Below are 21590 nucleotides of genomic sequence, written 5' to 3'. Positions count from 1 at the left end.
TAATTCTTGTTAACAGAAGCAATAGCATCTCTTTTTTTCCCGCATTGCTAGCCGCTCGTCTATTGTCGGCGCTAGTCTGTTGCTTTCCGATGGGAGTATTTCAATGTCTGTCCCCTCTGTTTTGATCGCCGGTTGCGGTGACGTAGGCAGCCGTCTGGCTACGCAATTGCTGGCTGCGGGGTGGGAGGTTCATGGCCTGCGGCGCGATGTTTCACGCCTGCCCAAGGGTGTTGTCGGTGTGGCTGGCGACCTGTTCAAAGAAGACTGTCCGCCGACCTGGCCGGTGGGTGCGGTGGACTACCTGGTGTATTGCGCCGCCGCAACCGATCACGATGAAGACGGTTACCGTGCCGCTTATGTAGAAGGTTTGCAGCATGTGTTGGGCTGGCTGAATGACTATGGGCAGGTGCCCAATCGTCTTCTGTTCGTCTCCAGCAGCAGTGTTTACGGCCAGCAGGATGGCGAGTGGGTCGACGAGGCGTCGACGGCCGTGGCGGCGGGCTACTCAGGGCGTGTGATGCTCGAAGCCGAGCAGGTTGCGCTCAATAGCGGCATACCTGCCAGCATTGTGCGTTTGACCGGTATCTACGGCCCGGGCCGTGAGTGGTTGCTGACACAGGTACGCCGGGGTTATCGCGTAGTGGTCGAGCCGCCGCTGTACGCCAACCGTATTCATGCCGATGACGCCGCAGGGTTGATGGCGTACCTGCTTGAGGCGGATCGGCGTGGTGTGGCGTTGGAAGATGTCTACATTGGCGTCGATGACGCCCCGGCAGCCCTGGCAGACGTAGTGGGTTGGTTGCGCGAGTATCTGGGCGTGACCGAGTGGGCGGAGGATGCCAGCGTGCGACGCACCGGGAGCAAGCGTTGCAGCAATGCTCGGGCAAAAGCCTTGGGCTGGGCCCCGAAGTATCCAAGTTTCCGCGAGGGTTACGCGGCGATTCTGGAGGGGCGCTGCTGACTCCCAGTCACCACAAACCAAATGTGGGAGCGGGCTTGCTCGCGAAAGCGGTGTGACAGTCGAGAAAAATGTCGTCTGACACACCGCTTTCGCGAGCAAGCCCGCTCCCACACGGGTTATGCGCTGTTTATTGTTGTTCCAGCAACCACTTGCGGTCACCCGGCGTGAACTGCGGCATTTCGTCTGCCTGCGCGGTGTTCACTGTCTGGAAAATTTCCAGCTCTTTGCCTTTGCGCGCAAAAATCCAGGCATTGCCTTGCCCGTTGAGTTGCAGCCACATGTTGTCGTTACCGCCGCTCATCGATGCGCAGTCGCCCGCCAGGCACAGGGCATAGCGATCGGCTCCCGGCAGGCCGGACACCTGGCCGTCGGGCTGGAACTGTACAGTGCTGCCTTCGCCCGGGCCGCTGATGACTTTCCAGCTACCGCCCATGTAGGTCGAATACAGCGCACGCTCGAAAGTTGCGCCAATCGGAGCGCCCTCCGGCACCGGAATCGATGAGCGATCGAAGAGCTGGGCAGATTCGTTTTCGGTAGCGGCCTGGCTCAATTGTTTGCCATCACGCTTCAGTTCACTGCCGGAACTGCCATAAAAATCGACTTTCCAGGCACCGGACTCCTCGCCCAGCAGCTTGCCGTCGACGTTTTCAAAACCATTGGTGTAGCGGGCCTGACCGGCCTTTGTATTGATGTCCCATTCCAGGTTCGGACCATAGGCCTGGAGCGCTTCACGCAGGGGGCCGCCTTTGGAGGCGGCGTCGATCGCCACCTGATTGATCCAGGTGCCGCTGATATCTCGGTCGGCAGGGTCGCTGGCACATCCGCCCAGGAACAGGGCAAGCAGCGAGAGAACAAGCGCATTGCGCATGGTGGAATCCTTTCAGGCTTTCTTTACTGCTGAGCAGTCGGCGCAGCCTGAAGCTGCGCCAGACGCATTACTCGATGACCAGGATGGCATCCATTTCAACCTGCGAACCCTTTGGCAGGGCTGCTACGCCGATGGCGGCGCGGGCAGGGTAAGGCTGGTCGAAGTATTTGCCCATGATCTCGTTGACCTTGGCGAAGTGGCTCAGGTCGGTGAGGAAGATGTTCAGTTTGACGATGTCCTTGAACGAACCGCCGGCGGCTTCAGCCACGGCCTTGAGGTTCTCGAACACCTGGACGGTCTGGGCTTCGAAGCCTTCAACCAGTTCCATGGTTTTTGGGTCCAGAGGAATTTGACCCGACATGTAGACGGTATTGCCAGCCTTGATCGCCTGGGAGTAGGTGCCGATGGCGGCCGGGGCCTTGTCGCTGGTGATAACAGTCTTGGTCATGAATGACTCCTTGTAAGGGTGGGTTTCATGCACGCATGCGGGTGATGCGAATCACCCCGGTCAACGCGCGCAGTTTTTTGATCACGCGGGCCAGGTGCACACGGTCGTGTACGCTGACTACCAGTTGGACCACGCTGATGCGACCATCGCGTTCGTCCATGCTGATTTTCTCGATATTGCCGTCGGCCGCGTTGACGCTGCTGGCCAGCAGGGCGATCAGGCCGCGCTGATGTTCCAGCTCGACACGCAGTTCGACGTTGAATTCTCCGGTGACATCCTTGGCCCATGAGAGCTGGATGCATTTTTCCGGGTTGTGGCGGATTTCGGTGATGTTGCGGCAGTTGTCCAGGTGCACGACCATGCCTTTGCCCGCGGACAGGTGGCCGACAATCGGGTCCCCCGGGATTGGCGTGCAGCACTTGGCGTAGCTGAGTACCAGGCCTTCGGTGCCGCGAATCGCCAGCGGGCCTTCGGGACTTGGCAGCTGTTCGCCTTCGCCGAGCAGGCGGCGGGCGACAACATAAGCCATGCGATTGCCCAGGCCGATATCTTCGAGCAGGTCTTCGGCCAGTTCGAGGCGATATTCGGCAAGCATCGCCTTGATGCGTTCGGCGGGGATTTTTTCCAGCGAGCTGTCGAAACCGTTGAGGACTTTGTTCAGCAGACGCTCGCCGAGGCTGATGGATTCCGAGCGGCGCTGCAGTTTCAGCGCATGGCGGATGTGGGTTCGCGCCTTGCCGGTAACCACGAAGTTCAGCCACGCCGGGTTCGGCCGCGCGCCAGGGGCACTGACAATCTCGACCGTGGAGCCGCTTTGCAGCGGTTCGGACAGCGGTGCGAGACGACGATTGATCCGGCAGGCAATGCAACTGTTGCCGACATCGGTGTGCACCGCGTAAGCGAAGTCGACCGCCGTGGAGCCTTTGGGCAGCTCCATGATCCGGCCCTTGGGCGTAAACACGTAGACCTCGTCCGGGAACAGGTCGATCTTCACGCTTTCGATGAACTCCAGGGAGTTGCCGGCGCGTTGCTGCATTTCCAGCACGCCCTTGACCCACTGGCGAGCACGGGCGTGAGTGCCTTTTGGCTGCTCGTCGCCGCTGGACTTGTACAGCCAATGGGCAGCGATGCCGTTGTTGGCCATCTCTTCCATTTCACGGGTGCGGATCTGGATCTCGATCGGAACACCGTGCATGCCGAACAGCGTGGTGTGCAGCGACTGATAGCCGTTGGCCTTGGGGATCGCGATGTAATCCTTGAAGCGCCCCGGCAGCGGTTTGTACAAATTATGTACAGCACCCAGCACGCGATAGCAGGTATCGACCTTGTCGACGATGATCCGGAACGCATAGACGTCCATGATCTCGTTGAAGGCCCGACGTTTGCCGCGCATTTTCTTGTAGATGCCGTAGAGGTGTTTCTGCCGACCGCTGACCTCGCCCTGAATGCCGTCGACGGCCAGGCAGTGGCTGAGGGACTCTTCGATCTTGTTGACGATTTCCTTGCGGTTGCCCCGGGCACGTTTGACGGCCTGGTTTATCCGCGCGGAACGCATCGGGTGCATGGCCTTGAAGCCGAGGTCTTCGAATTCTATGCGGATGGCGTGCATGCCCAGCCGATTGGCGATGGGCGCATAGATTTCCAGGGTTTCCTTGGCGATCCGCCGGCGCTTTTCACCGGACAGGACTTCCAGTGTGCGCATGTTGTGCAGGCGGTCGGCAAGCTTGACCAGAATCACGCGAATGTCGCGTGCCATGGCCATGGCCATTTTCTGGAAGTTTTCGGCCTGGGCTTCGGCTTTGGTCTCGAAGTTCATCTGGGTCAGTTTGCTGACCCCGTCGACCAGTTCGGCCACGGTTTCACCGAACTGCGCTTGCAGCGCTTCCTTGGCAATACCGGTGTCTTCGATCACGTCATGCAGCATGGCAGCCATCAGGCTCTGATGGTCCATATGCATTTCGGCAAGAATATTCGCAACCGCAAGTGGGTGCGTGACGTACGCCTCACCGCTACGGCGGCGTTGGCCGTCGTGTGCTTGTTCGGCGTAGAAATACGCTCGGCGGACCAGGTTGACCTGGTCGTTGCCGAGGTAGGTCGATAAGCGATCGGCGAGGGCGTCTATGCTCGGCATGATGTCTCCTGCCGCAAGCTGTGATCCCGTGCCGTGCTACGTCGACCAGGCATAGGCTTAGACGGCCTCGTTGGACTCGTCCTCGAATGCAGCAAAAAGCGGTTCATCTTCAACGATTTCGGCTTCGGCGATAGCTGCGTAGTCGATCAGGCCTTCAGCGATTTCACGCAGGGCAACAACGGTAGGCTTGTCGTTTTCCCATGCTACTTTCGGCTCTTTGCCGCCGGTGGCCAATTGACGGGCACGCTTGGTAGAGAGCATGACCAGCTCAAAGCGGTTATCCACGTGTTCTAGGCAGTCTTCAACGGTTACGCGGGCCATGGTCTTCCTCGTAGCAAATGCAATATGCGCGCTGCCCGGATGGGCGAGCGGACTGAACAGTTTAAAAAATCACCAGCGATTAGGGAAGCGCTGATTTTTTGACCAAGCCCTTCAACGCGCTGCAAGTGCCAATGTAAAGCCCTTGCAGCTGTTTTGGGAAGTGCTCTTTAACCGAGCAACTCAGCCAGTAATTTGCCAAAACGTTGCTGCTGGCGCTTCTGTTGGAGCTGATTGGCGCGGAAAATTGCCTGCAGGTCGCGCAAAGCGTGGGCGAAATCATCGTTGATGATCAGGTAGTCATAGTCGACGTAGTGGCTCATTTCGCTGACTGCTTCGCGCATCCGGCCGTCGATGATCTCGTCGCTGTCCTGGCCTCGGTTGGTCAGGCGCTGGTGCAAGGCCTCAAGTGACGGCGGCAGAATGAAGACCGAGCGGGCTTGCGGCATCAGCTTGCGCACTTGTTCGGCGCCCTGCCAGTCGATTTCCAGGATCAGGTCGTGGCCTTCGTCCAGGGTCTGCTGCAGGTGGCTTTGCGAGGTGCCGTAGAGGTTGCCGAAAACTTCGGCGCGCTCGAGGAAGTCCCCGTGTTCGATCATCTTCACGAACTCGCTGCGTTCGACGAAGTGGTAGTTCACGCCGTTCACTTCACCTGGGCGCATGGCGCGGGTGGTGTGGGAGACAGAGACGCGAATCTCCGGATCGGCGTCGGTCAGGGCTTTGACCAGGCTGCTTTTGCCCGCGCCCGAAGGGGCGGAAATGATGTACAGGGTGCCGGTGCTGTGGGTCATGTCAGGGTAGCCTTACTCAATATTCTGCACTTGTTCGCGCATCTGCTCGATCAACACCTTGAGGTTGACCGCAGCCTGGGTGCTGCGCGGGTCGAAGGCTTTGGAGCCCAGTGTGTTGGCTTCGCGGTTGAGCTCCTGCATCAGGAAGTCCAGGCGCCGTCCGGCGGCACCGCCGGACTTGAGCACCCGGCGAACTTCGATGATGTGGGTGCTCAGGCGATCCAGTTCTTCGGCGACGTCGCTTTTTTGCGCGAGCATGACCATTTCCTGCTCCAGGCGCTGCGGATCCATCTCCGCCTTCATGTCGGCGAAGCGGTCGAGGACTTTCTGGCGCTGGGTGGCGAGCATCTGCGGGACCAGTTCGCGCAAGGTCACCACGTCGTCTTCTATGGAGGTCAAACGCTCGTTGATCAGCCGTGCCAGCTCGGCACCTTCACGCTCTCGGCCGGCCTTGAGCTCCTTGAGGCCCTGGTTGAACAGCGCGAGGGCTTCGGCATTCAGGGCTTGTGGATCGCTGGCGTCACCTACCAGCACGCCGGGCCAGCCCAGCACTTCCAGCGGGTTGAGGGCGGCGGGATTCTTGATCAGGCTGGCGATGGTCTCGGCGGCGGCGACCAGTTGTGCGGCACGCTCGCGGTCCACTTGCAGGGACTTGCCGGTGCTTTCCTCGGTAAACCGCAGCGTGCATTCCAGCTTGCCCCGGGATAGGCCCTGGCGCAGGGCCTCGCGGACTGCGCCTTCGAGGTCGCGAAAAGTTTCCGGCAGGCGCAGGTGGGGTTCCAGGTAGCGGCTGTTGACCGAGCGCAGTTCCCAGCTCAGGGTGCCTTGGGCGCCGGCTTTTTCGACGCGGGCGAAGGCGGTCATGCTGTGCACCATGGGGTACCTCGCAGTGCAGATGGGCGCAGAACCGAGGTTCCGGGGATCCGCTATCAATGAATTAAAGCCGACAGGCAGCAAAGGCGCAGGATTGTAACGCAGTGGCGCGGATGCGCCCAAACACACGGTGTGACAAACGTCTGCAAGCCTTCGATACCACGCCATGCAGAGCCTTCGGTCGTCGGCGGATTTTTTTAGAAGTGCCCAGGTGCGGCCAGCGGCTCTATAATGCCCGCAGTTTTCCGTCCCCAGTACAGGTACTCCCTATGATACGTCCAAGTGGTCGCGCTGCCGATCAGCTCCGCTCGATCCGCATCACCCGCAACTACACCAAACACGCCGAGGGATCTGTACTGGTCGAGTTCGGTGATACCAAGGTCATCTGCACCGTCAGCGTCGAGCCGGGCGTGCCGCGTTTCCTCAAGGGCCAGGGTCAGGGCTGGCTGACTGCCGAATACGGCATGCTGCCGCGCGCCACCGGCGAGCGTAACCAGCGTGAAGCCAGCCGTGGCAAGCAGGGTGGTCGCACCCTCGAAATCCAGCGTTTGATCGGCCGTTCCCTGCGCGCTGCGCTGGACATGTCCAAGCTGGGCGACGTCACCCTGTACGTCGATTGCGATGTGATTCAGGCAGATGGCGGCACCCGTACCGCGTCGATCACCGGCGCCATGGTGGCGCTGGTCGATGCCCTGAAAGTGATCAAGAAGCGTGGCGGCCTGAAAGGCGGCGACCCGATCAAGCAAATGATCGCTGCAGTTTCGGTAGGCATGTACAAGGGCGAGCCGGTGCTCGACCTCGATTACCTGGAAGATTCGGCGGCCGAAACCGACCTGAACGTGGTCATGACCAGCGCTGGCGGTTTCATCGAAGTGCAGGGCACTGCCGAAGGCGCGCCGTTCCAGCCTGAAGAGCTGAACGCCATGCTGGAACTGGCGAAGAAAGGCATGAACGAAATCTTCGAACTGCAAAAGGCTGCACTGGCCGATTGAACAGGCCGCTCCCAGCAAGGAGGACGCGATGAGTGATGAGCAAGAGCTACTTCCCACCCCGAGTAAAGACGTTCGGCAGTGGGCGATGTTTTGTCACCTGTCTGCCTTGCTCGGGATCTGGATCCCGTTCGGGACGCTGATCGGTCCTCTGATTCTCTGGCAGATGAAGCGCGAGATGGACCCGTTCGTCGACGCACAGGGCAAGGAGGCGCTGAACTTTCAGATTACCGTCGCCATTGCCTCTGCCATTTGCTTCCTGCTCATGGTGGTGATTATCGGGTTCTTCCTGTTTGGTCTGGTTGCGATTGGTGCGCTGGTGCTGACCATCATCGCAGGCGTGAAAGCCAATGAGGGGCTCCCTTACCGGTACCCGTTTACCTGGCGATTGATCAAGTAAAAGCCCGGTTGCTCTATACAAGTAGAACTGGCGCCAACAATAAGCAAATGCCCCGGAATTCCGGGGCATTTTCGTTTATTAAATAAGTGTTTCTAGCTGTGTTGAATCTTTGCTAATTGTATCAAACGCCGTGTACCAAGATTCGTTGAATCCCCAATGCCGAGTTGTTTACACTTTTAGTCACAACTGTAAAGTGTCAATAGTGCCCATGTGCTTGGCAATAAGGCGAGCTGATTGATAAAGTTGCCACCGCGAAATATTTCAAGAAATATTTTGATATATTCAGACCAGTGAAGGTTCTTGAATCTAACATCAGCCAGTGTTGAGGAGATCAACCTGTTCAAGAGGCGTGTCCAGGTAAAAAGTTCGCCCCTGAATACTTATCCAAGAATGATGCAAATGATTCAGCTCGATTTTTATGGAACGTTAGTCGCCGCCTCTTTAGTGCTGTTACTGGGTCGCGGACTTGTCACTCGTGTAGGATTTTTACGCGCCTACAATATCCCCGAACCTGTAGCAGGTGGCCTGGTGGTCGCCCTGGCTCTCCTGGCTTTACGCAGCTTTGATATTCAAGTGCGGTTCGACACCTCGTTGCAGACGCCCTTGATGTTGGCGTTCTTCGCCACCATTGGCTTGAGCGCGGACTTCGCCAGCTTGAAAAAGGGCGGGCGTGTCGTGGGGATTTTTATTCTCGCGGTCACCGGGCTGTTGCTGGTCCAGAATGCCATGGGCATCGGTCTCGCAAGTCTGCTGGGGCTTGACCCTCTGATGGGCTTGCTGACGGGTTCGGTCACTTTGGCTGGCGGTCACGGCACAGGCGCTGCCTGGAGCGCGACATTCAGTGAAAAGTACGGCCTGGCTTCGGCTTCCGAGCTTGCGATGGCTTCTGCGACTTTTGGTTTGGTGCTGGGTGGTCTGATTGGTGGGCCGGTCGCTCGCCTGCTGATCAAGCGAGTGCAAGTCCCCGGTTGCGCTGAGCAAGCCAAGCTGCGCGTGCCAAAGGGTTTTGAGCAACCAAACAAAGAACGTTCGATCACACCCTTTTCGTTTATCGAGACACTCGCCCTGATTGCCGTCAGCTTGCTGGCAGGTAATCTTCTTAATGGCTGGCTGCTGGGCAGTGCATTTGAGTTGCCGACGTTCGTTTGTGTGTTGTTCGTGGGTGTTGTATTACGCAATGGACTTTCAGCACTGGGCTTGTATCAGGTGTTTGAGCGGGAAGTCTCGGTGCTGGGCAATGTCAGTTTGTCATTGTTCCTGGCCATTGCCTTGATGTCTCTTAAGCTATGGGATCTGGCTTCACTGGCTTTGCCGATCTTCATCATTCTGGCTGTTCAAACTATCGTCATGGCGTTGTTTGCGATATTCGTGACGTTCAGAATAATGGGTAGCAACTACGATGCGGCCGTACTGGCGGCAGGGCACTGCGGTTTCGGACTGGGTGCCACGCCAACAGCCATTGCAAACATGCAAGCCGTCACGCAGCGCTTCGGGCCATCGCAGATTGCGTTTCTGGTAGTGCCCATGGTGGGAGCATTTTTCATCGACATCATCAATGTCATCGTGATCAAGTTGTTTCTTGCGCTGCCATTTTTTGTCGCTGTCTAAGTTCAGCCTGGTTGAGCCATAAAAAATGCCCGTATCTTGCGATACGGGCATTTTTATTGATCCGACGCCTCAGATAGTCAGCGTCCAGTCGTAGTCCACGATCAGCGGCGCGTGCTGCGAGAACCGCGGCTGACGTGGCAGGCGTGCACTGCGTACAAAGCGGCGCAGGCCAGGGGTCAGCAGCTGATAGTCGAAACGCCAGCCGAGGTTGAGCATTTCGGCCTGTTCGTTGTCCGGCCACCAGCTGTACTGGTCGCCTTCACGACTGACTTCGCGCAGGGCGTCGACATAACCCATGTTGCCGACAATCTCGTCCATCCAGGCACGTTCAGGTGCCAGGAAACCCGGGGATTGCTGGCTGTCGCGCCAGTTCTTGATATCCAGCTTCTGTTGCGCCACGTATAGCGAGCCACAATAAATGTACTCGCGACGTTTGCGTCGCTGTTTATCCAGATAACGGGCGAAATCGTCCATTAGCTTGAACTTCTGGTTCAAGTCTTCATCGCCGTTCTGCCCCGAAGGGAGCAGCAAGGTCGCGATGCTGACCTTGTCGAAATCGGCTTGCAGGTAGCGCCCGTAGCGGTCGGCCGTCTCGAAACCGAGACCGCTGATGACAGCCTTCGGTTGCAGCCGCGAATACAAAGCCACGCCACCTTGGGCAGGGACTTCGGCATCGCAGGCATAAAGGAAGTATCCATCCAGTTGGAAGGCTGGATCGTCCAGTTCAAAGGCAGAGGCGCGGGTGTCCTGCAGGCAGATGACGTCAGCATTCTGTGCCTGCAGCCAACTGAGCAAACCTCGCTCGACTGCCGCCTGAATACCATTGACGTTCACACTGATGATCCGCATAAATGGCCCCAAAAATCGCGTGCGTGTATGATACACGGCGTCAAGCTAATTAGCTAAATCCGTGGTATTTGGGGTTTTTCATGCAAGCGTATCAGCGCGATTTCATTCGTTTTGCCATCGATCGCGGGGTTTTGCGCTTCGGTGAGTTCACCCTGAAGTCCGGGCGCACCAGTCCTTACTTCTTCAATGCCGGTCTGTTCAACTCAGGTTCGGCCCTGGCCCAGCTGGGTCGTTTCTATGCTGCAGCCATTGCCGAGAGCGGGATTGCCTTCGACGTGCTGTTCGGCCCGGCGTACAAAGGCATTCCTTTGGCGGCGACTACTGCTGTGGCCCTGGCCGAGCATCACAACCGTGACCTGCCATGGTGCTTCAACCGCAAGGAAGCCAAGGCCCACGGCGAGGGCGGCAGCCTGGTCGGCGCTCCGTTGAGCGGCGAAGTGCTGATCATCGATGACGTCATCACGGCGGGCACCGCGATCCGTGAAGTGATGCAGATCATCGCTTCCCAGGACGGCGCCAAAGCGGCTGGCGTGTTGATCGCCCTGAACCGCCAGGAGCGCGGTAACGGCGAGTTGTCGGCGATCCAGGAAGTGGAGCGTGACTTCGGTATTCCGGTGATCAGCATTGTTTCGCTGAACCAGGTGCTGGAGTTCCTCGCCGACGATCCGCAGCTCAAGCAGCATCTGCCGGCCGTAGAAGCCTATCGGGCCCAGTTCGGCGTCTGATACACCGACCCTGTGGGAGCGAGCATGCTCGCGATGGACGTCAGGGCGCCACTTTCCGTCAGGTGCCCCGCGTTATCGTTGAAGTTTTTCGCGAGCATGCTCGCTCCTACAGGGATCTGCGGCAAAAAAAGACCCCGCTCAGTCAGGCTGAGCGGGGTCTTTTTGTATGGGCTACTGCTTAGTGACGCTTGCGATTGCTGATCAGGGTGCCTACACCGGTATCGGTGAAGATCTCCAGCAGGATCGCATTCGGCACGCGACCGTCGATGATCAATGAGCTGCCCACGCCGCCCTGGACCGCTTCCAGTGCGCAACGGATCTTCGGCAGCATGCCGCCATAGATTGTGCCGTCGGCGATCAACTCGTCGACCTGCTGGGTGGTCAGGCCGGTGAGAACGGTGCCCGACTTGTCCATCAGGCCGGCGATATTGGTCAGCAGCATCAGTTTCTCGGCTTTCAGCGCCTCGGCGACTTTACCGGCGACCAGGTCGGCATTGATGTTGTACGACTCACCATTGGGGCCCACGCCGATTGGCGCGATCACCGGGATGAAATCACCTTTGACCAGCAGGTTCAGCAGGTCGGTGTTGATCCCGACCACTTCGCCGACATGACCGATGTCGATGATTTCAGGGGTAGTCATTTCCGGCGTCTGACGGGTGACGGTGAGCTTTTTCGCGCGAATCAGCTCGGCGTCTTTACCGGTCAGGCCGATGGCGCTGCCGCCGTGACGGTTGATCAGGTTGACGATTTCCTTGTTGACCTGGCCGCCGAGGACCATTTCTACCACGTCCATGGTCGCGGCGTCGGTGACGCGCATGCCGTCGACAAAGTGGCTCTCGATCGACAGACGCTTGAGCAGGTCACCGATTTGCGGGCCGCCACCGTGAACCACTACCGGGTTGATGCCCACGGCTTTCATCAAAACGATGTCGCGTGCGAAGCCGGTTTTCAGCTCCTCGCTTTCCATCGCGTTGCCGCCGTATTTGATCACCAGGGTCTTGCCGACATAGCGTCGGATGTAAGGCAGCGCTTCGGACAGGACCTTGGCGGTATTGGCGGCGGCTTCGCGTTCGAGGGTCATTCAGGGCTCCGGGTGAATCAGAACGGTAGTTGGAGATCGGGCGCAACACGCTTCAACTGGACGTGGAACACATCCTTGATGCGCTGCAGTTCTGCCTCGTCATCGGCCTCGAAGCGCAACACCAGCACCGGAGTGGTGTTGGACGCGCGCACCAGGCCCCAGCCTTTGGCGTAGTCAACTCGCACGCCGTCAATGGTAGTCAGGTCGGCACCTGGGCCCCACTGTGCGTCGTGCAATGCATCAATGATGCTGAATTTGCTCTCTTCGGTCACATGGATATTGATTTCCGGCGTAGAAATATCGTTCGGGAAGGTCGCGAACAGCTCTTCCGCCGTGGATTTTTCCTTGCTGAGGATCTCCAGCAAGCGCGCGGCGCTGTAAATACCGTCGTCGAAACCGAACCAGCGCTCCTTGAAGAAGATGTGCCCGCTCATTTCGCCGGCCAACAGGGCGCCGGATTGTTTCATTTTCTTTTTGATCAACGAATGACCAGTCTTCCACATTAACGACCGGCCGCCGTATTCCTTGATCAGCGGGATCAGGCGACGGGTGCATTTGACGTCGAAGATGATCTCCGCGCCCGGGTTGCGCGCCACTACGTCGCGGGCAAACAGCATCAGCAGGCGGTCCGGGTAGACGATACTGCCGGTGTTGGTCACCACGCCGACACGGTCGCCGTCACCGTCGAAGGCCAGGCCGATATCGGCGTTGGTTTCCTTGACCTTGGCGATCAGGTCTACGAGGTTTTCTGGCTTGCCCGGGTCCGGGTGATGGTTGGGGAAGTTGCCGTCGACTTCACAGAACAGCGGGATGACTTCGCAGTTCAGGGCTTCGATCAGTTGCGGGGCGATCACGCCGGCAGCGCCGTTGCCACAGTCCACGACCACTTTCAGGCGTCGGGCCAGTTTGATGTCCTGGACGATTTCAGTGGTGTAGCGGTCGAGGATTTCGACCTGAGTGATGCTGCCTTGGCCGCTGCTCAGGTTGTTGGTCTTGAGGCGATCGTGCAGGGCCTGGATCTGTTCGTTGGCCAGGGTGTCGCCGGCTATGACGATCTTGAAGCCGTTGTAGTTCGACGGGTTGTGGCTGCCGGTGAGCATCACACCGGATTTGCCGGCCAGTACGTTGGCGGCGTAGTACAGCGCCGGAGTCGGGACCAGGCCGACATCGCTAACGTGGCAGCCGCTGTCGGCGATGCCCCTGATCAATTGCTCGACCAACTCCGGGCCGGACAGGCGCCCGTCACGGCCAACGCAGACGTTCGGCTCGCCTTGGGCCAGGCTTTGGGAGCCGACGGCGCGACCGATCCAGTATGCGGTTTCGGCATTCAGGAATTCCGGTACGGTGCCGCGAATGTCGTAGGCGCGGAAGATGCTGTCGGGGAACTTGGGGGCGATTTTGGCCGGGGTGTTCATCTGTGGAATGCTCCATCTCGAAGTTGGCTGGACCTGCCTGCGGGTCACTCAGCAGGCTCAAACTGAAGGGTATGACGGCGTTTTTCACAGAGAGTTCGTGGTGCGAAAAGGCCATGCCAGCGACGCGAGCGGCTTTTTGGCCGGCCAATGCCTTGATTCCAGACGGTCTCGGATCTTGTGTAGGAGCCGCCGAAGGCTGCGATCTTTTGATCTTGAAAAATCAAAATAAAAAGATCGCAGCCTTCGGCAACTCCTACATGGGTATCCGGTTATTTGGTGCCAGTGTGGCCGAATCCGCCAGTTCCGCGCTCGGTCTCGACAAACTCGTCGACCATCTCGAAATGCGCCTGCACTACCGGCACCAGCACCAATTGCGCCAGACGCTCGCCGACGGTCATGGTGAAGTCGGTCTGGCCGCGGTTCCAGCAGGAAACCATCAATGGGCCTTGGTAATCGGAATCGATCAGGCCGACCAGATTGCCCAGCACGATGCCATGCTTATGGCCCATTCCCGAACGCGGCAGGATCAGTGCGGCGAGATTCGGGTCGCCGATGTAGACCGACAGGCCGGTCGGAATCAACACGGTTTCACCCGGCCTGATCACGATGTCTTGTTCCAGCATGGCGCGCAGGTCGAGGCCGGCGGAGCCTGGCGTGGCGTACTGCGGCAGCGGGAATTCGGTACCGATGCGGGGGTCGAGGATCTTGGCTTGCAAAGCGTGCATGTAAATTAAACCTGGTTCAGACGTTCGGCGATAAAAGTGACCAGCTGGCGAGCAATCTTGCTCTTGCTGGTCTGGGCGAAAGCGGTGGTATGAAGCTCGCGGTCGATCACGCTGCAGGCGTTTTCTTCGCTGTTGAAGCCAATGGTCGGGTTGGCGACGTCGTTGGCGACAATCAAATCGAGATTCTTGTCTTTAAGCTTGCGGGCAGCGTAATCGAGCAGGTGTTCGGTTTCGGCGGCAAAACCGACACTGAACGGGCGGTCGGGACGGGTCGCGATGGTGGCCAGGATGTCCGGGTTGCGCACCATTTGCAGAACGAAGCCGTCGCCGCTTGTAGGATCTTTCTTAAGTTTTTGCGGGGCAACGACCTCTGGTCGGTAGTCCGCAACCGCCGCAGAGGCGATGAACACATCGCACGGGATCGCGGATTCGCAGGCGGCGAGCATGTCGCGGGCGCTGACGACATCGATTCGCGTAACGCGGTCCGGGGTCGGCAGATGCACGGGACCACTGATCAGGGTGACGCGGGCGCCAGCTTCCACCGCCGCTTCGGCCAGGGCAAAGCCCATTTTTCCGGAGCTGTGGTTGGTGATGTAACGCACCGGATCGATGTTTTCCTGAGTCGGGCCAGCGGTGATCACCACGTGGCGGCCGGTCAACGCCTGGCGCTGGAAGCAGTCTGCCGCGCATTGGGCCAGATCGTTGGCTTCCATCATGCGACCCATGCCAACGTCGCCGCAGGCCTGGCTGCCGGAGGCCGGGCCGAAAGTCTTCAGGCCACGGCTTTCAAGGAGTTGCAGGTTGGCTTGGGTGGCCGGGTCACGCCACATGGCCTGGTTCATTGCCGGGGCAACGGCGACCACGGCGTCGGTGGCCAGCACCAGGGTGGTCAGCAAATCGTCGGCAATGCCTTGGGCCAAGCGGGCGATCAGGTCTGCGGTGGCCGGAGCGATCAGCACCAGATCCGCCCATTTGGCCAGCTCGATGTGCCCCATGGCCGCTTCTGCCGCCGGATCCAGCAGATCCAGGTGAACCGGGTGGCCGGACAAAGCCTGCATGGTCAGCGGGGTGATGAACTCGGCACCGCCACGGGTCATGACCACGCGCACTTCGGCGCCCTGGTCGATCAGGCGGCGAACCAGGTCGGCGCTTTTGTAGGCAGCAATGCCGCCGCCGACGCCCAGAACAATGCGTTTCCGATACAGCCGCTGCATAGGCCTGCCTTTCAATTCGTTGGTGACATACGTGGCGAAACCCCCTCCCCAGGTGAATTCGCCCGCAAAAAAGATGGGCTACGATATCACAGCGACCGCGACGGAACAGCGGCGCCCACAGACAGGGAGGTGCTATGAGTATTCGCGATTGGCCGGCGGCGGAACGGCCGCGGGAGAGGTTGCTTGAACAAGGCTCGGGAAGCCTTTCGGACGCCGAGTTACTGGCGATATTTTTACGCACGGGCGTAGTCGGTAAAAGCGCCGTCGATCTGGCTCGACACTTGTTGAGTCAGTTCGGCAGCCTGCGCTTGCTGCTTGAAGCGGACCAGGAAACATTTAGCAAGCAGCTGGGGTTAGGGCCGGCGAAATTTGCCCAACTGCAGGCCGCTCAAGAAATAAGCAGGCGCCATCTGGCTGAGCGTGCGCGCGAAAAAACGGCGCTGGAGAGCCCGCAGGCGGTTCGTGAATACCTGAAGTCGATGCTGCGCCACGAGCCCCATGAGGTATTTGGTTGCCTGTTTCTCGACTCCAGGCATCAAGTGCTGACCTTTGAGAAAATGTTCCACGGCTCGATCGACAACACCAGCGTGCATCCGCGGGAAGTGGTCAAGCGCGCGCTGGCCCACAACGCCGCAGCGCTGATTCTGTGCCACAACCACCCGTCGGGTAACCCCGACCCAAGCCAGGCCGACCGAGAGCTGACCAAGCGCCTGCAAAAGGCATTGGAGTTGATCGACGTGCGGGTGCTTGATCACTTCATCATCGGCGATGGCGATCCGCTGTCGATGGCGGAGTATGGGTGGATGTAGGAGAGGGCAGACGCCCTGCTGTAGGAGCGAGCATGCTCGCGAAAAACGATCAGAGAACACGGGCTTTCAGGCGTCCCGCGTCATATTGACGTTCTTCGCGAGCATGCTCGCTCCTACAGGGGGGCGTGCAGGAGCGGATTATTTGATGCTGACCTTCGAGTAGTCCTGCCTGCCGAACGGGCTCACCGCATAGCCCTCGATATCCTTGCGCGTCAGGGCAAATGCCGTCGGGTGAGCCAATGGCAGCCACAACGCCTGCTGCTGGATCTGCGCCTGGGCCTGTTCATAGAGCTTGGTGCGCACCCCTTGTTCGCCGGTGGTCTTGCCGGCGCTGATGAGCTTGTCCAGGTCCTGGTTGCAGTAGCGGGCGAAGTTGGTGCCGGACTTGACCGCGGCGCAGGAAAATTGCGGCGTGAGGAAGTTGTCCGGATCGCCGTTGTCGCCGGCCCAACCCATGAACAGCAGGTCATGTTCACCGGCCTTGGCGCGGCGGATCAGCTCGCCCCATTCGATCACGCGAATTTCGGCCTGTATGCCGATTTGCGCGAGATCGGACTGCAGCAACTGGGCGCCGAGGCTGGGGTTGGGGTTGAGCAAACTGCCGGACGGGCGGGTCCAGATGGTGGTCTGGAAACCCTCTTTGAACCCGGCCTTGGCCATCAATGCCTTGGCCTTTGCAATGTCATGTGGATAACCCGGAAGGTTTTTCGCATAGCTCCAGGTGTTGGGCGGATACGGACCGTTGGCCGCTTCGGCGGTGTCTTCGAACACGGCTTTGATGTAGTTGGCCTTATCGAAAGCGAGGTTGATGGCCTGGCGTACTTCGGGTTTGTCCAGCGGCGGATGCTGGCTATTGATGCCGACGAATGCGGTCATGAACGCGTCAGTCTTTTCGACTTTCAGCGTCGGCTCCTGCTGTGCGGCCTGGACATCCAGAGGCTTGGGCGACAGGGCGATCTGGCACTCATTGCGACGCAGTTTCTGCAGACGCACGTTCGCGTCCGGCGTGATGGCGAAGATCAGTGGATCGACCGAAGGCTTGCCGCCAAAGTAGTCGGCATTGGCCTTGTAGCGAACCGAGGCGTCCTTCTGGAATCGCGTGAAAATGAACGGGCCGGTACCGACGGGCTGGCTGTTGAGCTTCTCGGGCGCACCGGCCTTCATCAGTTTGTCGGCGTACTCGGCCGAGTAAATCGAAGCGAAGCCCATGCTCAGGGTCGCCAGGAAGGTCGAATCCGGGTGGTCGAGGGTGAAGCGCACAGTCAGCGGGTCGAGGGCGTCGATTTTTTTGATCAGTGCGGGCAACTGCATTGATTGGGCGTGGGGGAATCCGCTTTGAGCGACTTTGTGCCACGGATGAGACGGGTCGAGCATGCGGTCGAAGCTGAATATCACGTCCTCAGCCGTCAGTTCACGGCTCGGAGTGAAGTATTCGGTGCGGTGGAATTTCACCTGCGGGTGCAGCTTGAAGACGTAGACCAGGCCGTCGGGGCTGACTTCCCAGCTCTCAGCCAGGCTGGCTATCACTTTGCCGCTGGCGGTGTCGAAGTCCACAAGGCGGTTCATCAGCACATCGGCCGAGGCGTTGGTGGTGGTCAGCGAGTTGTACTGCACGACGTCGAACCCTTCCGGGCTTGCCTCGGTGCAGACACTCAGGGCCGCCGCCATGGCCTGCGGACTCAGCAGGAAAGGGGCAAACAACAACGGTAGGGCAGCGAGGCGCATGGTCGGATTCCTTTACAGATCGAAGGCCCATCTGCAAGTGCAGTCTGGAAAAGGCTTACCCTAGTGGGCTCTTTTGAAAATGACTATCCCCGTATTCATTTTCAGGGGACTATGGACGGTCGGTTTTGCTGAGCCACTGCTGGGCAAAAAGCGTACTTGGCAGGGTAGCCGATTTTTCTTCGACGAGCGGTCACCACCGACGATAGCCTTTGTCCAAAGCGCTCGTAGCGCAAAAAATGGCTTTTTTATGGGTTGTGCGCACACCGAATGTTGTTGCTCTCAAGTCTTTCTGGTATAAAGCAGCGCTCTTTTCTAGGGGCCCGGTTCCTTCGTTTGTAGGTGTAGCCGGTAAGACCCTTAAAGAAACGCGGCGCCTGGCGCCAAATGACTGAGAGATTAAGCGGCCAACCCATGCCGGGTTGGGCATGTGGTTTAGAGGGCTGAGGCATGTCTAGAGTCTGTCAAGTTACCGGTAAGGGTCCGGTGACTGGGAATAACATTTCCCACGCAAACAACAAAACCCGTCGTCGTTTCCTGCCGAACCTGCAGCATCACCGCTTCTGGGTTGAAGAAGAGAAACGTTTCGTGCGTCTGCGCGTATCTGCCAAAGGCATGCGTATCATCGACAAGCGTGGCATCACTGTCGTGCTGGCCGAAATCCGCAAAGCCGGCAAGATCTAAGGGAGCTAATCATGCGTGAATTGATTCGTTTGATTTCGAGCGCCGGTACTGGTCACTTCTACACTACCGACAAGAACAAGCGTACTACTCCGGACAAAATCGAGATCAAGAAATTTGATCCGGTTGTTCGCAAGCACGTGATCTACAAAGAAGGCAAAATCAAGTAATTGATTTTTCCCTCTTACGAAAAAGGCCCGTATCGCGAGATACGGGCCTTTTTTGTTGGGCTGAAAAAAGTGGATCGGTAGATGCAAAAAAAACGCCCGAAGCAGCGCTTCGGGCGTTTCGTATTACCAGGTGCTTCTGGTCGCTTCAGCCCCGCGACAGGGCTGCAATGAAATCAATTTCCCATGGTGACATGGGTGATGATTTCGTTTTCAACCAGCAGGTTGATGCGTGCAGGGTTGTAGTCCTTGGTCATGATGAACCCGATGCCTGTCGGGCGTACTGCCAGGCCGGTCTTGTTGGCGAGTTCTGCACGCAGCTCTTCGGAGTAATGTTTGCCGATGTACTGCTGGGCGGTGATCAGATGTTGGTTCAAATCCAGAGTCATGAATTGCTTCCTTGCTTAAAGTTGATTTGAGCGAATTTGCTCTCGCCATCCGTCATGGGTGGCGTGGAAAAAGTCTGGATTAATCCCCGGTATTTTTCATCCTCCGCACTGTGACGCGATGTTTTTCCAGCGCCTCGAGCAACAAAAAGCCCGCCATGAGGGCGGGCTTTGGGGTGGTTCAATCGGCCGGCTTCAAGCCTTCTGCTCAAATGCCACATAGATCTTGCGGCAAGGCTCAAGTACCTCCCAGGTACCTTTGAACCCGGCCGGGATCACGAAACGATCGCCCGCGCGCACGGTTTTGCTATTGCCATCGCTGTCGCGCAGCACTGACACGCCTTGAACGATTTCGCAGTATTCATGTTCGGTAAAATTCACCAGCCACTGGCCGACTGCGCCTTCCCACACGCCCGCATTCAACTGCCCGCACGGACTGTTGTAGTGGTTGTACACCGCTTGCTCCGGGTCGCCCTTGAGGACTTTGGCCGGGTCTGGCCGGTAGCGTTCGGGTTGAGTGTTGGCCTGGCTGAAGTCGACGACGTCCTGGATGCTCATTGTTGTAATCCCCAGAGATTGCGTTGGAAAAGCCCAAGTCTATGTTTATTAAAATGAACATCGCAAGGCCGTTTGCCGGTGTTATGTCAAATATATTGAAACTTCACCTGTCGCTGGTTTAGGGTGGCGGGATGCCTTGGGCCGAAAAACAGGCTGGCCGGGCAGAATTCCTGACAGCGCCCGCGAAGAACGCGGGTGTCGTATTCAATAAGAGGAGGACACTCGCATGACCACCCTGACCCGTGCCGACTGGGAACAACGTGCCCGCGACCTGAAAATCGAAGGCCGCGCCTACATCAATGGCGAATACACCGATGCTGTCTCCTCCGAGACTTTCGAGTGCATCAGCCCGGTCGATGGCCGTCTGCTGGGCAAGATTGCCAGCTGTGACGCCGCCGACGCCCAGCGCGCCGTGGAAAACGCCCGCGCCACCTTCAACTCCGGTGTCTGGTCGCGCCTGGCGCCGACCAAGCGCAAAGCCACCATGATCCGTTTCGCCGGCCTGCTGAAGCAGCATGCCGAAGAATTGGCACTGCTTGAAACCCTGGACATGGGCAAACCAATCAGCGACTCCCTGTACATCGACGTTCCCGGCGCGGCACAAGCCCTGAGCTGGAGCGGCGAAGCCATCGACAAGATCTACGACGAAGTGGCCGCGACCCCGCACAATCAGTTGGGTCTGGTGACCCGTGAGCCGGTCGGTGTCGTGGGCGCCATCGTGCCGTGGAACTTTCCGCTGATGATGGCCTGCTGGAAACTCGGCCCGGCGCTGTCCACCGGCAACTCGGTGATCCTCAAACCGTCGGAAAAATCTCCGCTGACCGCCATCCGCATCGCGGCGCTGGCTGTAGAAGCCGGCATTCCGAAAGGCGTGCTGAACGTACTGCCGGGTTACGGCCACACTGTCGGCAAAGCCCTGGCCTTGCATAACGACGTCGACACCCTGGTGTTCACCGGTTCGACCAAGATCGCCAAGCAATTGCTGATCTACTCTGGCGAATCGAACATGAAGCGCGTCTGGCTCGAAGCCGGCGGCAAGAGCCCGAATATCGTGTTCGCCGATGCGCCGAACTTGCAGGAAGCCGCCGAAGCCGCTGCCGGCGCTATCGCCTTCAACCAGGGCGAAGTCTGCACCGCCGGTTCGCGTCTGCTGGTGGAGCGTTCGATCAAGGACAAATTCCTGCCGCTGGTGATCGAGGCACTGAAAACCTGGAAGCCGGGCAACCCGCTGGACCCGTCAACCAATGTCGGTGCGCTGGTGGATACGCAGCAGATGAACACCGTGCTGTCCTATATCGAGTCGGGTCATGCCGATGGCGCCAAACTGGTGGCCGGCGGCAAGCGCACCCTTGAGGAAACCGGCGGCACTTACGTCGAACCGACAATTTTCGACGGCGTGAGCAACGCGATGAAAATTGCCCAGGAAGAAATCTTCGGGCCGGTGCTGTCGGTCATTGCGTTCGACACCGCCGAAGAGGCTGTCGCGATTGCCAACGACACGCCTTATGGTCTGGCCGCTGCAGTGTGGACCAAGGACATTTCCAAGGCTCACCTCACCGCCCGGGCACTGCGTGCCGGTAGCGTGTGGGTCAACCAATACGATGGCGGCGACATGACCGCGCCGTTCGGCGGCTTCAAACAGTCTGGTAACGGTCGCGACAAGTCGCTGCACGCATTCGACAAGTACACCGAGCTGAAGGCGACCTGGATCAAGTTGTAAGTCAGTAGGGGAGGCCTGATTTGGATCAGGTCTCTCAAACGACAAAGATCCCCTGTGGGAGCGGGCTTGCTCGCGAAGGCGCCGTAACAGTCAACATAGACGTTGAATGTGCTGGCCACTTCGCGAGCAAGCCCGCTCCCACATTGTT

At 58.7% G+C, this 21590-nt stretch carries 22 protein-coding genes and 1 pseudogene; 9 read left to right on the top strand and 14 right to left on the bottom strand.

Features of this window, described 5'->3' with window-relative positions:
• Positions 1 to 103 precede the first annotated feature (103 nt).
• Positions 104 to 961, top strand: coding sequence for an SDR family oxidoreductase (locus AC07OG_RS01595; RefSeq protein WP_218423550.1), 858 nt, complete (start codon positions 104 to 106; stop codon positions 959 to 961).
• Positions 962 to 1088: 127 nt separating this feature from the next.
• Here AC07OG_RS01595 and AC07OG_RS01590 read toward each other — a convergent pair whose 3' ends face one another.
• From AC07OG_RS01590 to AC07OG_RS01565, 6 genes are all read right to left on the bottom strand, one after another.
• Positions 1089 to 1829 (bottom strand): hypothetical protein, encoded by a 741-nt coding sequence (locus tag AC07OG_RS01590; protein WP_060540188.1) that lies wholly within the window; start codon positions 1827 to 1829, stop codon positions 1089 to 1091.
• 67 nt (positions 1830 to 1896) lie between these two features.
• Positions 1897 to 2277, bottom strand: a complete 381-nt coding sequence (locus AC07OG_RS01585) for a RidA family protein (protein WP_003229509.1) — start codon at positions 2275 to 2277, stop codon at positions 1897 to 1899.
• Positions 2278 to 2302: 25 nt separating this feature from the next.
• Positions 2303 to 4408, bottom strand: a complete 2106-nt coding sequence (spoT, locus tag AC07OG_RS01580; RefSeq protein WP_218423551.1) for a bifunctional GTP diphosphokinase/guanosine-3',5'-bis pyrophosphate 3'-pyrophosphohydrolase — start codon at positions 4406 to 4408, stop codon at positions 2303 to 2305.
• A gap of 57 nt (positions 4409 to 4465) precedes the next feature.
• The gene (gene rpoZ / locus AC07OG_RS01575; protein ID WP_007921129.1) at positions 4466 to 4729 is read right to left on the bottom strand and encodes a DNA-directed RNA polymerase subunit omega; all 264 of its coding nucleotides are present in this window, start codon (positions 4727 to 4729) and stop codon (positions 4466 to 4468) included.
• Between the two features lie 167 nt (positions 4730 to 4896).
• Positions 4897 to 5517, bottom strand: coding sequence for a guanylate kinase (gene gmk, locus AC07OG_RS01570; RefSeq protein ID WP_060540186.1), 621 nt, complete (start codon positions 5515 to 5517; stop codon positions 4897 to 4899).
• A 12-nt stretch (positions 5518 to 5529) separates the two neighbouring features.
• The gene (locus AC07OG_RS01565; RefSeq protein ID WP_060540185.1) at positions 5530 to 6393 is read right to left on the bottom strand and encodes a YicC/YloC family endoribonuclease; all 864 of its coding nucleotides are present in this window, start codon (positions 6391 to 6393) and stop codon (positions 5530 to 5532) included.
• 266 nt (positions 6394 to 6659) lie between these two features.
• On the opposite strand from AC07OG_RS01565, the gene rph reads away from it, so the two are divergent.
• From rph to gltS, 3 genes are all read left to right on the top strand, one after another.
• The gene (gene rph, locus AC07OG_RS01560) at positions 6660 to 7382 is read left to right on the top strand and encodes a ribonuclease PH (protein WP_060540184.1); all 723 of its coding nucleotides are present in this window, start codon (positions 6660 to 6662) and stop codon (positions 7380 to 7382) included.
• Positions 7383 to 7410: 28 nt separating this feature from the next.
• Positions 7411 to 7779, top strand: coding sequence for a DUF4870 domain-containing protein (locus AC07OG_RS01555; protein WP_060540183.1), 369 nt, complete (start codon positions 7411 to 7413; stop codon positions 7777 to 7779).
• A gap of 399 nt (positions 7780 to 8178) precedes the next feature.
• A complete protein-coding gene (gene gltS, locus AC07OG_RS01550; RefSeq protein ID WP_060540182.1) occupies positions 8179 to 9387 on the top strand; it encodes a sodium/glutamate symporter in 1209 nt (402 codons plus the stop codon).
• Between the two features lie 69 nt (positions 9388 to 9456).
• Here gltS and crc read toward each other — a convergent pair whose 3' ends face one another.
• On the bottom strand, positions 9457 to 10236 hold the full coding sequence (gene crc, locus AC07OG_RS01545) for a catabolite repression control protein Crc (RefSeq protein WP_003176915.1): 780 nt from the start codon (positions 10234 to 10236) through the stop codon (positions 9457 to 9459).
• A gap of 80 nt (positions 10237 to 10316) precedes the next feature.
• Between crc and pyrE the strand changes: the two genes are divergently transcribed.
• Entirely contained in the window at positions 10317 to 10961 is a 645-nt protein-coding gene (gene pyrE / locus AC07OG_RS01540) for an orotate phosphoribosyltransferase (RefSeq protein WP_495066048.1), read from the top strand.
• A gap of 178 nt (positions 10962 to 11139) precedes the next feature.
• Here pyrE and argB read toward each other — a convergent pair whose 3' ends face one another.
• The 4 genes and pseudogenes from argB to coaBC form a co-directional block, all read right to left on the bottom strand.
• A complete protein-coding gene (argB, locus tag AC07OG_RS01535) occupies positions 11140 to 12045 on the bottom strand; it encodes an acetylglutamate kinase (RefSeq protein ID WP_060540181.1) in 906 nt (301 codons plus the stop codon).
• 17 nt (positions 12046 to 12062) lie between these two features.
• A pseudogene (locus AC07OG_RS01530) lies at positions 12063 to 13439 on the bottom strand (phosphomannomutase/phosphoglucomutase); the annotation flags it as partial.
• A 290-nt stretch (positions 13440 to 13729) separates the two neighbouring features.
• Entirely contained in the window at positions 13730 to 14185 is a 456-nt protein-coding gene (gene dut, locus AC07OG_RS01525; protein WP_495066047.1) for a dUTP diphosphatase, read from the bottom strand.
• 5 nt (positions 14186 to 14190) lie between these two features.
• A complete protein-coding gene (gene coaBC, locus AC07OG_RS01520; RefSeq protein WP_218423553.1) occupies positions 14191 to 15399 on the bottom strand; it encodes a bifunctional phosphopantothenoylcysteine decarboxylase/phosphopantothenate--cysteine ligase CoaBC in 1209 nt (402 codons plus the stop codon).
• A gap of 134 nt (positions 15400 to 15533) precedes the next feature.
• Here coaBC and radC point away from each other — a divergent pair, with 134 nt between their 5' ends.
• A complete protein-coding gene (gene radC, locus AC07OG_RS01515) occupies positions 15534 to 16208 on the top strand; it encodes a RadC family protein (protein ID WP_218423555.1) in 675 nt (224 codons plus the stop codon).
• 138 nt (positions 16209 to 16346) lie between these two features.
• Here radC and AC07OG_RS01510 read toward each other — a convergent pair whose 3' ends face one another.
• On the bottom strand, positions 16347 to 17933 hold the full coding sequence (locus AC07OG_RS01510) for an ABC transporter substrate-binding protein (protein ID WP_060540176.1): 1587 nt from the start codon (positions 17931 to 17933) through the stop codon (positions 16347 to 16349).
• 447 nt (positions 17934 to 18380) lie between these two features.
• Here AC07OG_RS01510 and rpmB point away from each other — a divergent pair, with 447 nt between their 5' ends.
• Both rpmB and rpmG read left to right on the top strand, forming a co-directional pair.
• Positions 18381 to 18614 carry a 50S ribosomal protein L28 gene (gene rpmB / locus AC07OG_RS01505; RefSeq protein ID WP_007894701.1) on the top strand — a complete coding sequence of 78 codons (234 nt, stop codon included), beginning with the start codon at positions 18381 to 18383 and terminating at the stop codon, positions 18612 to 18614.
• Between the two features lie 11 nt (positions 18615 to 18625).
• On the top strand, positions 18626 to 18781 hold the full coding sequence (rpmG, locus tag AC07OG_RS01500) for a 50S ribosomal protein L33 (protein ID WP_007894709.1): 156 nt from the start codon (positions 18626 to 18628) through the stop codon (positions 18779 to 18781).
• A 173-nt stretch (positions 18782 to 18954) separates the two neighbouring features.
• Here the strand turns inward: rpmG and AC07OG_RS01495 are convergent, their stop codons facing one another.
• Together AC07OG_RS01495 and AC07OG_RS01490 are read right to left on the bottom strand one after the other, a co-directional pair.
• Complete coding sequence (locus tag AC07OG_RS01495) at positions 18955 to 19167, bottom strand: hypothetical protein (protein ID WP_495066046.1); 213 nt, start codon at positions 19165 to 19167, stop codon at positions 18955 to 18957.
• 192 nt (positions 19168 to 19359) lie between these two features.
• Positions 19360 to 19722: a cupin domain-containing protein gene (locus tag AC07OG_RS01490; RefSeq protein WP_060542568.1), complete on the bottom strand. Its 363-nt coding sequence runs from the start codon at positions 19720 to 19722 to the stop codon at positions 19360 to 19362.
• Between the two features lie 226 nt (positions 19723 to 19948).
• On the opposite strand from AC07OG_RS01490, the gene AC07OG_RS01485 reads away from it, so the two are divergent.
• The gene (locus tag AC07OG_RS01485; protein WP_495066045.1) at positions 19949 to 21442 is read left to right on the top strand and encodes an aldehyde dehydrogenase; all 1494 of its coding nucleotides are present in this window, start codon (positions 19949 to 19951) and stop codon (positions 21440 to 21442) included.
• Positions 21443 to 21590 lie beyond the last annotated feature (148 nt).

The sequence above is a fragment of the Pseudomonas sp. GW821-FHT09H03 genome (assembly GCF_059415945.1).
Note: the sequence above shows the minus strand (reverse complement) of the source record. Positions and strands in the feature narration are given on the sequence as shown.

Coding starts and splice junctions, on each gene's coding strand:
- AC07OG_RS01595 (WP_218423550.1), top strand. CDS start 104: ATGTCTGTCCCCTCTGTTTTGATCGCCGGTTGCGGTGACGTAGGCAGC.
- AC07OG_RS01590 (WP_060540188.1), bottom strand. CDS start 1,829: ATGCGCAATGCGCTTGTTCTCTCGCTGCTTGCCCTGTTCCTGGGCGGA.
- AC07OG_RS01585 (WP_003229509.1), bottom strand. CDS start 2,277: ATGACCAAGACTGTTATCACCAGCGACAAGGCCCCGGCCGCCATCGGC.
- spoT (WP_218423551.1), bottom strand. CDS start 4,408: ATGCCGAGCATAGACGCCCTCGCCGATCGCTTATCGACCTACCTCGGC.
- rpoZ (WP_007921129.1), bottom strand. CDS start 4,729: ATGGCCCGCGTAACCGTTGAAGACTGCCTAGAACACGTGGATAACCGC.
- gmk (WP_060540186.1), bottom strand. CDS start 5,517: ATGACCCACAGCACCGGCACCCTGTACATCATTTCCGCCCCTTCGGGC.
- AC07OG_RS01565 (WP_060540185.1), bottom strand. CDS start 6,393: ATGGTGCACAGCATGACCGCCTTCGCCCGCGTCGAAAAAGCCGGCGCC.
- rph (WP_060540184.1), top strand. CDS start 6,660: ATGATACGTCCAAGTGGTCGCGCTGCCGATCAGCTCCGCTCGATCCGC.
- AC07OG_RS01555 (WP_060540183.1), top strand. CDS start 7,411: ATGAGTGATGAGCAAGAGCTACTTCCCACCCCGAGTAAAGACGTTCGG.
- gltS (WP_060540182.1), top strand. CDS start 8,179: ATGATTCAGCTCGATTTTTATGGAACGTTAGTCGCCGCCTCTTTAGTG.
- crc (WP_003176915.1), bottom strand. CDS start 10,236: ATGCGGATCATCAGTGTGAACGTCAATGGTATTCAGGCGGCAGTCGAG.
- pyrE (WP_495066048.1), top strand. CDS start 10,317: ATGCAAGCGTATCAGCGCGATTTCATTCGTTTTGCCATCGATCGCGGG.
- argB (WP_060540181.1), bottom strand. CDS start 12,045: ATGACCCTCGAACGCGAAGCCGCCGCCAATACCGCCAAGGTCCTGTCC.
- dut (WP_495066047.1), bottom strand. CDS start 14,185: ATGCACGCTTTGCAAGCCAAGATCCTCGACCCCCGCATCGGTACCGAA.
- coaBC (WP_218423553.1), bottom strand. CDS start 15,399: ATGCAGCGGCTGTATCGGAAACGCATTGTTCTGGGCGTCGGCGGCGGC.
- radC (WP_218423555.1), top strand. CDS start 15,534: ATGAGTATTCGCGATTGGCCGGCGGCGGAACGGCCGCGGGAGAGGTTG.
- AC07OG_RS01510 (WP_060540176.1), bottom strand. CDS start 17,933: ATGCGCCTCGCTGCCCTACCGTTGTTGTTTGCCCCTTTCCTGCTGAGT.
- rpmB (WP_007894701.1), top strand. CDS start 18,381: ATGTCTAGAGTCTGTCAAGTTACCGGTAAGGGTCCGGTGACTGGGAAT.
- rpmG (WP_007894709.1), top strand. CDS start 18,626: ATGCGTGAATTGATTCGTTTGATTTCGAGCGCCGGTACTGGTCACTTC.
- AC07OG_RS01495 (WP_495066046.1), bottom strand. CDS start 19,167: ATGACTCTGGATTTGAACCAACATCTGATCACCGCCCAGCAGTACATC.
- AC07OG_RS01490 (WP_060542568.1), bottom strand. CDS start 19,722: ATGAGCATCCAGGACGTCGTCGACTTCAGCCAGGCCAACACTCAACCC.
- AC07OG_RS01485 (WP_495066045.1), top strand. CDS start 19,949: ATGACCACCCTGACCCGTGCCGACTGGGAACAACGTGCCCGCGACCTG.